A 13,195-nucleotide genomic window follows, 5' to 3' on the forward strand; every position below is an offset into this window, starting at 1 on the left:
GCTTCAACGCTGAAATCAATCAACTCGAGACTTCCAGCTAGAATTTTTTTGTCGCACTAGCAAAATTCACATTTCTATCATCGAAATGTATTTCTAACAATTCAACCCACTTTTAAGACGATTCAAAACATAGTCATTTTATTTAGGGTGTAGTGTGTCCATCTTTGGCCTATCGATAAAACCTTAAAACACTTAAAATGACCGCAACAATTGTTTTTTCACTGGCAAATATTTTAGTCTTACCCATGTGGGTTTTGATGATTTTTCTACCAAAATGGAGGCCGACCGGGTTCCTAATTGATAATAAAATTATACCGATCGTCCTATCAGGTTTATATGTTTTTTACATCCTGCAAGTGCTGATCTCAAACGGTATGATGGACTTTGGGAGCCTTAAAAGCGTGATGGAATTGTTTACGATAGAAAATGCAGCATTGGCAGGATGGATACACTATTTGGCATTTGACCTCTTGATCGGAATGTGGATGATAGATCAAAATAAGGACCTTAACCTTCATCAGGTATTGATGGCACCTTGCCTTTTCCTAACCTTTATGTTTGGCCCCTTAGGTTTTCTACTGTTTATGGTTCTAAAAGGGCTTAAGTCCAATCCCATATAATTTAACAAAATACATTATTTAACAATTAAAAATATCAATCATGGAACAGCTAATATCCATATTCGTAAAAAATGACCAGCCTTCTTCTGAAAACCTAACCAACCATTCGTTGGTCGGGATAAAACTAAAACGTCTTTTGTCAATAGTGAAGGACCAAAGTCCTGTTTTGTATTGGATATCTATAGTTATATCCCTCTTGGGTCTGTTCTGTATTGTAGGAATTTTTATCGATGAAAGAACTTTATTAGGGGTCAATGTTTGGCTCAAGCCGTTAAAGTTTTCCATATCTATTTCTATCTATTTGATAACTCTTGGATACTTGGTTACAAAATATCCGTACTCCCAGAAAAAGAAGGCAATAATCAACCATCTTACTGCATGGACTTTGCTGTTGGAGTTCTTGATAATTTTCTATCAAGGATCTAGGGGAGTTCAAAGTCATTACAACGTTGCAACTCCTTTTGATGGCATTTTGTTCATGTTCATGGGGATATTTGTAGGGATTAATGTTTTGACCATGGTTTTATTTTTGATTGATGCCATTCGGTTAAAGCTAAGGGTTGCAAAGTCCGTTCAATGGGCTATTTTTTTAGGTTGGCTAATCGTTATTTTTGGAAGTTGGGTGGGAGGACAGATGATAAGTCAACTGGGCCACAATGTTGGGGTTGCCGATGGGCAAGAAGGCTTGCCCTTGGTCAATTGGAGCGTAAAAGGAGGGGATTTAAGGGTAGCACACTTCTTCGCGTTGCACGGCATACAGATAATTCCGTTATTCGCCATGTGGCTAGGTAATAGATGGAAATTCCCCCAAGGCAAACAAATTTGGGTCGTATCTTTATTTGCTTTAATGTTCGCCTCGGTGATAGGGTATATTTTTTATCAGGCAAAACAGGGCGTTCCTTTTATAGCATTTTAATTTTCTTGTAGTGATATATAATAAAGAAAAACGAATAAAATATTTAGGATTTAATGATATTTGGTTTTCTGTTGTTGGCATTTTTATCCTAAGCATTGTTACCTCATATCTTTTCAGTAGCACAACATCGGATATTTCGCTTTTAGAAGTCGCTTTAAGTTGGGTGATTGCATTGATGTTTTCCGCCATAGACTGGGTGATAAATCGAGGGATGATGATTTATTTACGAAGGAAATACCCAGAATTTACTGACGATGCCAAGCGTATCGTATTGTTTTTTCTTACCATAACCTTCACGGTTGTATTTGTAGATTATATAGGAGGGAAGTTATTATCCTTAATACCGGGTATAAATTATAACGTTAATGTATCCAGACTTAAAATGCTTTTGCCCATTATATTAATTACCATAATGACCATGGCGATATACGAGGCTATTTATTATAATATACGTCTTCAAAAATCCATCAGGCAAGAGGAGCGTTCCAAACAAGCCATAGTACAGGCGCAGTTGGACGTTTTACGAAACCAGGCGCAACCGCACTTTTTTTTTAATACCTTAAATACATTACGTGATATTATCGACCAAAACCCTAGGGAGGATGCCAAGAAATTTGTAGATAAGTTATCCGATATGTACCGATTTATACTAGAGACCGGTAATGAAAATCTTCTCCCACTACGAGACGAGCTAAAGTTCGCAAGAGCCTATATCCATATACAATCAGAGCGATTTGGAACTAATCTAATGGTGAATTGGCATATTCCCGAAACTTCATTGGATTATAGGGTTGTCCCTATGAGCCTTCAATTATTGCTTGAAAATGCAATTAAGCACAACATAATATCCAAGGCAAAACCATTAGCCATAGCAGTAGTTGTAAACGATGATAAATTGATTGTGGAAAATAAGATTCAACCCAAATCCACTCAGCTACCGTCCACAAAACTGGGACTTGCAAACATCCAAAAAAGATATGCGCTGATTTCCGATACATCCATTGAAATCCATAATGATGGAAACAGGTTTAGAGTAAGCCTACCCTTAATTAAAGTTTCAGAACTAAAAACTAGCCATGAAAATATTGATTATTGAAGACGAGGCAAGGGCCGCAAGTCAATTGCAGCGTATGTTAACTACTTGTGGTTTTGAATACGATCTTTTGGACATAATAGACACTGTAGAGGACAGTATACAATGGTTTCAAGACAACGCCGCACCAGATTTGGTGTTCATGGACATACAATTGGCCGACGGGTTGAGTTTTGAAATTTTTCAGAAAATCGAAATTGAGGCACCCATTATTTTTACGACTGCATTTGACCAATATGCCATACAGGCCTTTAGGGTGAATAGTGTGGATTATTTGTTAAAGCCTATTCAAGATGCCGATTTGAAAAGGGCCTTGGATAAGTTCAACAGATCTAATAAACCAAACACCCTTGATCCAAGTCTTTTGAGACAACTTCTAAGCAGTTTCCAAATGACTCCCAAACGGGAAGGTATCTTGGTCAAAGATGGTAGCGGTTTTTTTCAGATTAAAGTTTCTGAACTTTTGTACTGTTATTCCGAGGAAAGTGTCACTTTTGGCGTGACTTCTGGAAAACGTTTCATCATTAATGAAACGCTTGATGAACTGTTCGAATCTTTGGACCCAAACAGATTTTTTAAAATAAACCGTAGTCAAATCATTGCCAAAAATGCCATTGAAAAAATAGATTCCTATTTTAACCACCGAGTGAAACTCACCATTACAAACCCACGTGAACAGGAATTCATTGTTAGTCGACCAAAAACCACTGATTTTAAGGAATGGTTGAATATGTAATATGTGAATCGAATTTCTCAGTAACTATCAATCTAATGTACCTTGCATTATTTCAGTAAAACACTATTAAGGGAAAACTACGAGACGTATGTAGTATTTATGATTTGCTAAAGTTTAATGTTCTTAAAATGAAAAACAATCCCCGTCAACGAGACCAACGCCGTAATCAAAAAGAACACTACACTAATCCCAACGGAGGTGCTTTCTTCTAGGTTCAGTAAAGCGGCACCATAGAAAAAGGTCACTTCCCTACTACCCAAACCTCCAAGGGTCAATGGGATAACGGATACGATGGAAGAAACCAAAAATATAACCAGATACGCAATAATATTGCCCTCAATGGATAGTGCCTTCATAATACAGAGTACACAGAGAAGCTGGGCGAATTGTACTAGGGCGGAATATCCTACGGACTTCCAAAAAATGGGCAGGACATACTGGAAAAATCGCTTGTTTAAAAAGAAAAAGGTCCCCACAGATATGGGTGTTAAAATAAGGAATAACCATCGATATGGGTTAAAAAGCTCAAATTCCAGTACCCATAACAGGCCACAGGCATAGATAAACAGGAGTAGCAGGCCACTGAGTCGGTCTAGCGCCAAAACACTCACCACGCGCTTGGTTGGTACCTCGAAGGTCTTTTTTATCAGGTAGCCTTTGTAGGCGTCCCCACCTATCCCGCCAGGTAAAAAAAGGTTGTAGAACATACCTAAAAGGTAGAGCTTCAAATTGCTTTTTTGGGAGAGCGGGATTCCAAGCTGATGGAAATAAGCGTTCAGCCGAATGGAAGCGAGTATTTTGGACACAGAAAACAAAAGTACAGCTGCGGTCAAATACAGGGGGTTGCCTTTTTTCAAGGTGTTCACTACTTCCGTGAAATCGATTTTGGTAAATATGAAGTAAACAAGCGCAATGCTTATCAACAACTTTAGGGCGGTGGTAATGGTCTTACGCGGATTGGCCACCTATGCTTACTTTTTTGATTCGGTACGGTCTTTTCTGTTGCGATTCGTAATAGGTACGTATCAACAATTCCATCACGATGCCTATGGTAAACAGTTGGATACCTGCCAAAATGAACATCATCCCAAAAATCAATAAGGGCCTGTTCCCAATATCCTCGCCCAAACCGAACTTCACTAATAAAAGATAGATATTTATCAATATTCCAAGGATGATCAAAAGAAATCCAAAGATGCCGAAAAGGTGAATAGGTCTTTGAAAATATTTTCGGATAAAGAGCAACAACATCATATCTGCCACCACCTTAAATACACGTTCCAACCCGTATTTGGAAACTCCGGCATGACGGGCATGGTGTTTCACGGGCACCTGTTTAATTTGAGCACCTTCCAAATGGGCCAAGAGGGTTATAAAGCGATGCATTTCCCCATAAAGATTCAAATCCTTGGCAATGTCCTTGGTAAACACTTTTAGTGCGCAACCATTATCCTTAATATCCAATTTGGTAACCCGTCTTACCATATAATTGGCAATTTTCGATGGTATTTTTTTTACCAAGGAATCCTTACGCTTTTGACGGATTCCGGTAACCAGGTCATAATCATCGTTTACGGCATAGGAGAGCATCTGCGGAATATCGCTGGGGTCGTTCTGAAGATCCCCGTCCATGGTAATAATGTATTCCCCTTCGGCGTAATCTATACCGGCAGCTAGCGCTAGGCTCTGACCGTAATTTTTCTTGAGTTCTATGAGATGTACCTTTGGGTCCTTCATTCCCTTGACCACTTTTTTGGTGCCGTCCGTAGAAAAATCGTCGATGTAGATAATTTGGTAATTATATCCAGGTAGGCTTTCATGGATTTTTTGGGTCAACAACACCACATTTTCTTCCTCATTGTACAGAGGGACTACCACAGAGAGTAGGGAAGGGGTTACAATATCCATCAAGCGGTTTTTGGATTATGGGGCAAAGTTAAGTTTTTATTCGAACACTGTTAGCAAAGGATTTCCTGTCTATGCTTTCCTATACGCTCTAAGTAGGCGTTCGGCGGCAACAAAGGGGGTGATTTCACTTTCCATAACCTTTTCTTCCATGGATGACAGTGCTTGGGAAAGGGTTGGATTATCATAAAAATCCTGAAGCAGGATGTGGTTCAAATGATGCCGAAGCCACTTTTTGTTCTGTTGTTTTCGTGTCCGATGGAAAGAACCGTTTTCCTTTGTATGCAACATGAATTTTTCAATACAGGACCAAATCGGTTTCAAACCTGTGTTCTGCATGGCGGAACAGGTCATAACCTGCGGAATCCATCCGTTTTCCTTGGCCGATAATAGGTGCAGTGCCCTGCTGAATTCTAACTGGGCCGTTTCGGCAGGTTGTACGTTCTGACCATCGGCCTTGTTGATCGCTATGGCATCTGCCATTTCCATGACCCCCCTTTTAATGCCTTGTAGCTCATCGCCCGCACCGGGCAATTTTAACAAAAGGAAAAAGTCTGTCATATCCCGTACCGCGGTTTCGTTTTGTCCAACCCCAACGGTCTCTATCAAAATTACGTCGTACCCGGCAGCTTCCAAAAGTATGATGGTTTCCCTTGTTTTTCTGGCCACACCACCGAGTGAGCCACTCGTTGGTGAGGGTCTTATGAAGGCATTTTTTTCCTTGGATAAGGTTTCCATCCGAACCTTATCCCCCAAAATACTGCCTTTTGTCTCGTTGCTCGAGGGATCAATGGTAAGTACCGCGACCTTCTTCCCTCTGTGGACCAATAACATTCCAAAATTCTCGATGAAGGTGCTTTTGCCAACGCCCGGCACTCCCGTGATACCAACACGAACCGATTCTTTCTGGTATTCAAGGCACTTTTCCAGAAGTCCTTCAGCTATTTTCTGATGCTCCTTTTTGGTACTTTCAATTAAGGTAATAGCCTTGGCAAGGGTGGTCCGGTCATTCTCGATGACCTTTTTTGACAAGTCGTTAATGTAGGCTACATCGGGAGTCATTTTAAAGCTTCTTTCTAAATGTCCAATGGCTTTCGGCTATTTGTTTATGGGCACGTTGATACGTGTTTGGTCCCAGGAGAGGCTTAAATAAAGCTGGTCTTCATTGGTAAAGTCGATGGTAAAGTTTTCCACAGGTTGCGAAATTTCCCTTGAGGGCACTTCTACATTGATGAGGTCCTCGCCCGCATCCCTGGTAGTCTGTGTGCCACCCCCAAAAATGCTAACCCCCCAATCCGGTACTTCCTTATTGAAAATCACCTTCCAACTTTCCTTATTTGGAATGGTCCATAGGGAATACGTTCCCGCGGGCAAGGGCTTGTCGATTATTTTGATTGCCCCTGATGTAGTAAAAGTCGTGGGTTCGTTGGCTCCCGTACGCCACACTTGATCAAAGGGCACCAGACCGCCAAAAATGGGTCTGCCTTTTTTGGCGGGACTGGAATAATGGACCTCGAGCTGGGTACCTTGTAGGGTATAGGAGCTCGTTTTTTCCGGGCTGTGTTTTTTGGTCTCTTTTCGCAAATAGGGTAGGCCCACAAAGTAAAACAGGCCAAATAAAACTATAAGTACCGCTACCAGTCTTTTTAGGAATTTCATTTCTTTTGAAGTGTTAAGTAGTCCTAAGGTACTAAATCAAAGGTAAAGATGGTAATGTTGTTATAGGTTTCCCCGGGCTTTAGAACACTGCTTGGAAAGTCCGGTTGGTTGGGTGCATCGGGGTAATTCTGGGTTTCAAAACAAATTCCGGGAAAATCCAAGGGAGTGTAGACCACCAATGCGGGTTGGTTCGTGAATACCTGCATGGTAATACCGGATTTAGCCGAATGCAATTCCGCCACTTTTTCACTACCCATGTCTTTTATATAAGGTGTGTCCAAACGCTGTACGCCAATTTCCCTGGGCAGTAAAAAATCATATTTGGATTTCCGCACAGGGATGATATCGCCCGTAGGCAACAGGTTTTCGTCTGTTTCCAGTATATATGGGCAGTTGAGCTGTAACTCGTAATTGTCGATGTACGGGCTGTCATCCAATTTAAAATAGGAATGATTGGTCAAATTGATCACCGTACTCCGGTCCGTCACCGCTTGGTGTATGACCTGTAAAGCATTTTTGACCAGTTTATAGGTTACGTTTACGGTCAGGCTTCCCGGATACCCTTCCTCAAGATGTTTGCTTTTATAGGATAATTTCACCATTGGGTCATCTGCATAGGACACCTCCTCAATTTGCCAATATTTTTGATGAAATCCTTCCTTGCCACCGTGAAGATGCACCCCATCTTCATGGTAGAGTAAAAATTTTTCCCGATCTAAAACAAAACTACCGTTGGAGATACGCCCGGCGTATCTGCCTATGCATGCTCCCAAACAATTTTCATCCAAACGATATCGGCTTGGGTGGTTGTATCCAACTACCACATTGGTGTAGTTTCCGTCCTTTCCATTTACCAGAAGTTTCTGGATAATGGCGCCGTAGTCCAGGACCATTAAGGTCATAAATTCGTTGGAAATCGTAACTTGTTTCAAGCGGAAATATTAAAAAGATTCGTAAAAATAGAAGTTTTTTGCAACACCCTTTTTTTTCTTTCGTCCTTAAAGTAACAACAACTAAAAACAAACACCAAACCTACCAATGTTTCAAATTGACATTGTTGAAAAATGTAAGGCAAACGACCGCACTGCACAAATGCAATTGTACCGGCAGTATTGTGACGGAATGTACTGTGTAGCCATGCGTTTTTTAAAAAATGCGGACGATGCAGAGGATGTATTGCAGGAAGCTTTTATCAAGGCTTTTCAAAAAATACATCAGTTTAAGGGAGAGGTGACGTTCGGGGCGTGGTTAAAGCGTATTGTGGTGAACAAATGTATCGATTTCTTGAAGTCGAAAAAGGAACAGACCATCGCTTTGGACGAAACGTATATGCGGCCGGTGGATACCGATGATGATTGGACAGTGGAGGAACATATCGATATTGAAGAAGTAAAGGAGGCCATTGGGCAATTGCAAGGAAAATATAGATATGTCGTGATGATGTATTTGGTAGAAGGTTTTGACCACAAGGAAATTTCAGAAGTATTGAACATAACCGAAACCGCCTGCAGAACGCGATTGTTGCGCGGTAAAGGTCAACTAAAGGAGTTGTTAAAAACAAAAGGATATGGCACGGGATCTTAAAAAATTGTTCGATAAGGAACGTGAGGAACAAACCTTCAAAATGAAGCGGGGACATGAAGCCCGCTTTTTGGCCAAGCTGGAGGAGTCGCTTCCACAGGAAAGGGAGCAAACTTCCCTTTGGAATACCTGGCGGGTGGCTGCTTCGGTCATACTACTTGTTGGAGTGGGAATTTTTGCCTATGTACAAATCAATACGACGGAGGATGTACCCACCACGGTGGTTGACACTGAAAAATCCAAAGAAAATGATAAGGGCTTTTCCTTTGGGGACCTTTCTCCCGATTTAAAAAAGGTGGAGAATTACTACGTGGCCAATATCAATATGGAACTTTCCCAATTGGAGATATCGGAATCCAACAAGGAGCTTGTGGACAGTTTTATGGAGCGGTTGGCTGAGCTGAATTCCGAATACCAAAACTTGAACACCGAATTGAACGAATTGGGCCCCAACGACCAGACCATTGGGGCGCTAATAGAAAACCTGCAGCTTAGGTTACAGTTATTGCAAAAATTAAAAAAGAAGTTAAATCAATTAAAATCATCAAAAAATGAACAGATCACCAAGAATAGTATCTAAACAACTCATCATTGTTTTAGGATTTTGTATGGGTTCCCTAGTAGGTTTTGCCCAGAAGGAAAGCCGCACCTATACGGAAAGTTTCAATGTAGATAAGGATGCCGTTTTGGATATCAATACGAGTTACGCCGATATTGAGTTCGAAACCTGGAACAAGAATTCCGTTGAGGTGGCCGCGGTCGTCGAATTGGAAGGAGCGGATAAAGAGGAAGCGGAGAATTACTTTGCGAACGCCCCGATAAAGATTATGGGGAATAGTTCCAGGATCGAGATTTCTTCCGGTTCCAATAAATTCGGGTTTATAGGCTCCCGGGATTTTGAGTTCGAATTTGGGGATTTGGATATTGAGATTCCCGAAATGGCACCCTTTGTGGTGGAAATTCCGGAGATAGCACCTTTCCCGGAAATCGTGGAGATGCCGCCCATGCCCCCTTTGCCCCTTACCGATGCCTTTGAGTTTGACTACAAGGCCTATCAAAAGGATGGGGAAAAGTATATGAAAGAATGGCAAGAGGAATTCAAAAAGAGCTTTGATGAAAAGCATCAGAAAAAACTGAAGGAATGGGCCAAACGTATGGAAGAGCGAGGAAAGGATATGGAAAAGCGTATGGAGGAACGAGAGAAACACAGAGAGGAAATGGAAAAAAGGCGTGAGGAGCTCATGGAGCAACGTGTTGAAGAACGTGAGGCGATGCAGAAAGTAAAACATGAGGAGCGGAGGGCACGGCAAGAGGCAATGCGTTTAAAAAGCAGACATGAGGGACCCAATATTTTTTATTTTTCCACAAATGGGGAAAACAAGAACTTCAAGATCAAAAAGACCATAAAGATTAAAATGCCAAAATCCACCAAGATTAAAATGAACGTGCGGCACGGCGAGGTGAAGTTGGCGGAAAATACCAGAAACTTGAATGCGACCCTGTCGCATTCAAGCCTATGGGCCACTACCATTGACGGAGATGAAACACAGGTGTCCGTATCCTATTCCCCGGTCAACGTGAGACGATGGAACTTTGGGCAACTAAAGACCAACTATTCCAAGGATATTGAGTTACGTGAAGTGGGAAGTTTACAATTACAGGCAACTTCGTCCGATGTCACTATCGATAAATTGCTAAAAAGGGCCTTCATCAAGAATGATTTCGGGCCCTTGAAAATTGTTTCCATTGACAATGACTTTGAAGAGATGGACGTATCCTTGAAGAACGCAGAATTCCATTTTGCACTTCCTTCAGTGGCGACTTCGATTTACATTAAGGGAAATGCTTCGGAAATGGTTTTGCCCAAAAAACTGACCCTGACCGAGACAAAAAATGGAAATACCAAGATTTTAAAAGGATATCACCTATCCGATAATAAAGACCGTTCCCTTGTCATTACTTCGGATTATAGCGAAGTGACCATCCAATAAGTATCTTTGCCTCTTTTCTACAGTTTTGGTTCCCATCCAGGAGCATACTCGCGTTTCCAGAAATTCATCGCCATCTCATTGTTCAGCACTTTTCCTGTAGCGGTATCAATTTTTAAGGTCTCCCCGGCATCTTGGGCCATATTGCCCAAATGGCAGAGCATGGTCGTGATGCTGGCATCTTGAATATCTGCATGTAAACTCTCATCCTGCCGTATGGCATTGAAGAAGTTGCCTACATGATTCACGTCCAATTGGCCTTCCCCACGAGTATTCGTAGTTTCGCTAGCGCCTCCCTCTTTTTCTTCCTTTAACAGATTCCCTTGCAAATCGTATAACTGATAAAAGTTACGATCTAGCATGATGGAGCCTTTGCTGCCGTAGATGGTAATGCCCCTACCCGGTCTTTCCGGTTTCATGATGCCGCGACTATGTCCGGTCCAGGTAATGAATTTGTCATTATCGAAGGAGAACGTGACCTGTTGGTTGTCTACAAACTCCCAATCGTCGTCATACGTGTATTTTCCCCCAAAGGAAGTGACACTGTTGGGTAGGTCCACGTCCAGGGCCCATCGACATATATCAATTTCATGGGTTCCATTGTTATGGATTTCGCCCGTTCCCCAATTCCGGAACCAATGCCAGTTGTACGGATGTACATTGTCCTTATATTTTTCTCGTAAAGCTGGACCTTGCCACAATTCCCAATCCAAGGTTTTGGGGACATCGATTACGGTGCCTTTGCCAATACTTCCCCTATTGTTGGAGTAATAGGCTTCGCCTTTGTACACATCGCCAATGATTCCTTCCCTAATATCCTTGATAGCGCTAATGGAGGTTATCGCAGAACGTTGTTGGTTTCCCATTTGCACTTTCTTTCCATATTTCCTTTGGGCGGCCGTCAACAATTCGTTTTCATGGGGATTGTGGCTACAGGGTTTTTCCACGTAGACATGTTTTCCTGCCTGAAGTGCCAAAATCGCCATAGGGGCATGCCAGTGTTCCGGGGTGGCAATAAATACGGCATCTACCTTTCTGTCTTCCAAGATTTTCCGAAAATCCTTTTCTACTTTGGGCACATAGCCAATATTTTCCTGGCACCATACATTGTGTTCTTCAATGATGATATCGTCTACGTCACAGCTATACAAAATGGTGGCATTTGGGTCGGCATGAATGGCCTTTACATGCGCTTTTGCCCGACTGCGAACCCCAATGACCGCACAATTGATTTTATCGTTTGCTCCTAAAATTCTGCCGTAAGAGGCCGATGAAAATAGCATGCCGCCAAAGGTCAAACCTGCCGTGCCGGCACTTGTTTTCTTTATAAAATTTCTTCTTGTTGTCATTGCCTATTCTTTTGTGGTTGGTTTTATTTTTATATTCTTGAAGGAAACGCGGTCCCCATGGTCTTGAAGGAGAATATGCCCTTTTTCCGCTTCCCCAAAGTTGGGCCAGGTCACATATTTACTTTCGGAAACCAATTTTCGATAGTCATCGCTACCGCGTTCGTATTCCAAAACCTTCATACCGTTCAGCCAATGTTCTACATGTCCGTCCTTAGAAATTATATGGGCCGTGTTCCACTCGCCAATGGGATTTATGGGTTTGTTTTCATCGGCCTTGATTAGGTCATATAGCGATGCGACCGTCCTGCTACCCTCATGATTGCCCAATTTGGCATCAGGATGGCGTTCATCGTCCAAAATTTGGTATTCGAGACCAATAGAAGAGCCCGGACCTTTGTTGATATCAGTATCCACGTAATATTTGATGCCGCTATTCGCACCTTCGGTAATTTTAAAATCCACTTTTAACTCAAAATCGCCAAAGGTCTCCTTGGTCACAATATCACCACCTGCCGCTGATTCTTCACCTCCTGACGAAAGTACGGTCAATACGCCGTTTTCTATTTCCCATCCTTTATCGGGGAATTCATCCAATCGGGCACCCCGCCATCCGTCGGTTGTCTTGCCGTCCCAAAGCATTTGCCAGCCATTTTTTTCCTCGTCAATGCCCAAAGCGTTTTTGGTAATAATCGGGTCGATTGGGGTTTCGGTAGCATATTTGGAAAGACTATCCGTCAGGATTTTAATGTTCTTCCAACTAATTTCGGTGCCTTCCTGTTGGTCATCGCCAATACTGTGTACTTGTAGCGCAATAAAACCATTGGAGGTTTTATCATCGATCAAATGTGCGGCCGGTACACCGTTGATCCATGTTTTTAAAGTATCGCCTATGGCCTCGATCCTGTAATGGTTCCAATCATTTTGTTTAAATGCCTTTTGAGCTTCAGGATTTCTGGTCAAAGGGTTCAACCATCCTCGCCGGGCCTCGTCATAGATACCTGCGCTCCAATCCCTTTCCGATGGGTCGATTTCAATCTGATAACCATGCACCCTTCCGTCCATATAATGGGGAAAGCTGTTGCTCCTTATTTGTATTCCAGAGTTCATGGAGGGGTCTACCTTATAATCCAGCTCTAGGATAAAATCCTCGTACATTTTATTGCTGGTCAAAAAGGAGTTTGGGGTATCGTGGACGGTACTTCCTACGATACTGTTATCACGGACCGTGTATTTTGCCGTTCCCCCTTTTTGGGTCCAACCCTCAAGGGATTGTCCGTCGAATAAGGATACCCAAGGGGTATTATCGGTGGGTTCCTGCTTGCAGGACATACATAGGAAAGCCCCAATG

14 protein-coding genes are annotated in these 13,195 nt (G+C 42.1%); 7 read left to right on the forward strand and 7 right to left on the reverse strand.

The genetic code is table 11. The features are described from left to right. Window positions 1–197 precede the first annotated feature (197 nt). From ACZ41C_RS12680 to ACZ41C_RS12695, 4 genes are read left to right on the forward strand one after another with little or no spacing between them, the layout of a single operon-like run. Window positions 198–620, forward strand: a complete 423-nt coding sequence (locus tag ACZ41C_RS12680) for an ABA4-like family protein (RefSeq protein WP_138257607.1) — start codon at window positions 198–200, stop codon at window positions 618–620. Window positions 621–660: 40 nt separating this feature from the next. Next, window positions 661–1,536 carry a hypothetical protein gene (locus tag ACZ41C_RS12685; protein WP_464561921.1) on the forward strand — a complete coding sequence of 292 codons (876 nt, stop codon included), beginning with the start codon at window positions 661–663 and terminating at the stop codon, window positions 1,534–1,536. A 10-nt stretch (window positions 1,537–1,546) separates the two neighbouring features. Continuing rightward, window positions 1,547–2,632 (forward strand): sensor histidine kinase, encoded by a 1,086-nt coding sequence (locus ACZ41C_RS12690; protein ID WP_464561924.1) that lies wholly within the window; start codon window positions 1,547–1,549, stop codon window positions 2,630–2,632. Next, entirely contained in the window at window positions 2,613–3,365 is a 753-nt protein-coding gene (locus tag ACZ41C_RS12695) for a LytR/AlgR family response regulator transcription factor (protein ID WP_464561926.1), read from the forward strand. Before ACZ41C_RS12690 ends, ACZ41C_RS12695 begins: the two co-directional genes overlap by 20 nt. Before the next feature lie 107 nt (window positions 3,366–3,472). Here the strand turns inward: ACZ41C_RS12695 and ACZ41C_RS12700 are convergent, their stop codons facing one another. The 5 genes from ACZ41C_RS12700 to ACZ41C_RS12720 form a co-directional block, all read right to left on the reverse strand. Then, window positions 3,473–4,330, reverse strand: coding sequence for a lysylphosphatidylglycerol synthase transmembrane domain-containing protein (locus tag ACZ41C_RS12700; protein ID WP_464561929.1), 858 nt, complete (start codon window positions 4,328–4,330; stop codon window positions 3,473–3,475). Beyond that, window positions 4,314–5,273 carry a glycosyltransferase family 2 protein gene (locus tag ACZ41C_RS12705; protein ID WP_464561932.1) on the reverse strand — a complete coding sequence of 320 codons (960 nt, stop codon included), beginning with the start codon at window positions 5,271–5,273 and terminating at the stop codon, window positions 4,314–4,316. Before ACZ41C_RS12705 ends, ACZ41C_RS12700 begins: the two co-directional genes overlap by 17 nt. Before the next feature lie 69 nt (window positions 5,274–5,342). Continuing rightward, on the reverse strand, window positions 5,343–6,332 hold the full coding sequence (gene meaB / locus ACZ41C_RS12710; protein WP_138257613.1) for a methylmalonyl Co-A mutase-associated GTPase MeaB: 990 nt from the start codon (window positions 6,330–6,332) through the stop codon (window positions 5,343–5,345). 36 nt (window positions 6,333–6,368) lie between these two features. Further along, the gene (locus tag ACZ41C_RS12715; protein WP_464561936.1) at window positions 6,369–6,929 is read right to left on the reverse strand and encodes a DUF2911 domain-containing protein; all 561 of its coding nucleotides are present in this window, start codon (window positions 6,927–6,929) and stop codon (window positions 6,369–6,371) included. 23 nt (window positions 6,930–6,952) lie between these two features. Continuing rightward, entirely contained in the window at window positions 6,953–7,861 is a 909-nt protein-coding gene (locus ACZ41C_RS12720; protein WP_464561939.1) for an aldose epimerase family protein, read from the reverse strand. Between the two features lie 106 nt (window positions 7,862–7,967). Here ACZ41C_RS12720 and ACZ41C_RS12725 point away from each other — a divergent pair, with 106 nt between their 5' ends. From ACZ41C_RS12725 to ACZ41C_RS12735, 3 genes are read left to right on the forward strand one after another with little or no spacing between them, the layout of a single operon-like run. After that, on the forward strand, window positions 7,968–8,513 hold the full coding sequence (locus tag ACZ41C_RS12725; RefSeq protein ID WP_464561942.1) for an RNA polymerase sigma factor: 546 nt from the start codon (window positions 7,968–7,970) through the stop codon (window positions 8,511–8,513). Then, a complete protein-coding gene (locus tag ACZ41C_RS12730) occupies window positions 8,497–9,090 on the forward strand; it encodes a hypothetical protein (protein WP_464561944.1) in 594 nt (197 codons plus the stop codon). Before ACZ41C_RS12725 ends, ACZ41C_RS12730 begins: the two co-directional genes overlap by 17 nt. Continuing rightward, on the forward strand, window positions 9,062–10,501 hold the full coding sequence (locus tag ACZ41C_RS12735) for a hypothetical protein (protein WP_464561946.1): 1,440 nt from the start codon (window positions 9,062–9,064) through the stop codon (window positions 10,499–10,501). The genes ACZ41C_RS12730 and ACZ41C_RS12735 overlap by 29 nt, the downstream gene beginning before the upstream one ends. Window positions 10,502–10,518: 17 nt before the next feature. Here ACZ41C_RS12735 and ACZ41C_RS12740 read toward each other — a convergent pair whose 3' ends face one another. Together ACZ41C_RS12740 and ACZ41C_RS12745 are read right to left on the reverse strand one after the other, a co-directional pair. Beyond that, window positions 10,519–11,847: a Gfo/Idh/MocA family protein gene (locus ACZ41C_RS12740; RefSeq protein ID WP_464561949.1), complete on the reverse strand. Its 1,329-nt coding sequence runs from the start codon at window positions 11,845–11,847 to the stop codon at window positions 10,519–10,521. Window positions 11,848–11,850: 3 nt separating this feature from the next. Beyond that, the gene (locus tag ACZ41C_RS12745; RefSeq protein ID WP_464565756.1) at window positions 11,851–13,176 is read right to left on the reverse strand and encodes a 3-keto-disaccharide hydrolase; all 1,326 of its coding nucleotides are present in this window, start codon (window positions 13,174–13,176) and stop codon (window positions 11,851–11,853) included. Between the last annotated feature and the right edge of the window lie 19 nt (window positions 13,177–13,195).

Source organism: Maribacter sp. C-4077, from assembly GCF_055378385.1.

Bases quoted from the DNA above. Each gene is read 5' to 3' on its own strand.
- ACZ41C_RS12715 (WP_464561936.1), bottom strand. From the start codon at position 6,929: ATGAAATTCCTAAAAAGACTGGTAGCGGTACTTATAGTTTTATTTGGC.
- ACZ41C_RS12730 (WP_464561944.1), top strand. From the start codon at position 8,497: ATGGCACGGGATCTTAAAAAATTGTTCGATAAGGAACGTGAGGAACAA.
- meaB (WP_138257613.1), bottom strand. From the start codon at position 6,332: ATGACTCCCGATGTAGCCTACATTAACGACTTGTCAAAAAAGGTCATC.
- ACZ41C_RS12740 (WP_464561949.1), bottom strand. From the start codon at position 11,847: ATGACAACAAGAAGAAATTTTATAAAGAAAACAAGTGCCGGCACGGCA.
- ACZ41C_RS12695 (WP_464561926.1), top strand. From the start codon at position 2,613: ATGAAAATATTGATTATTGAAGACGAGGCAAGGGCCGCAAGTCAATTG.
- ACZ41C_RS12745 (WP_464565756.1), bottom strand. From the start codon at position 13,176: ATGTCCTGCAAGCAGGAACCCACCGATAATACCCCTTGGGTATCCTTA.
- ACZ41C_RS12725 (WP_464561942.1), top strand. From the start codon at position 7,968: ATGTTTCAAATTGACATTGTTGAAAAATGTAAGGCAAACGACCGCACT.
- ACZ41C_RS12685 (WP_464561921.1), top strand. From the start codon at position 661: ATGGAACAGCTAATATCCATATTCGTAAAAAATGACCAGCCTTCTTCT.
- ACZ41C_RS12680 (WP_138257607.1), top strand. From the start codon at position 198: ATGACCGCAACAATTGTTTTTTCACTGGCAAATATTTTAGTCTTACCC.
- ACZ41C_RS12705 (WP_464561932.1), bottom strand. From the start codon at position 5,273: ATGGATATTGTAACCCCTTCCCTACTCTCTGTGGTAGTCCCTCTGTAC.
- ACZ41C_RS12735 (WP_464561946.1), top strand. From the start codon at position 9,062: ATGAACAGATCACCAAGAATAGTATCTAAACAACTCATCATTGTTTTA.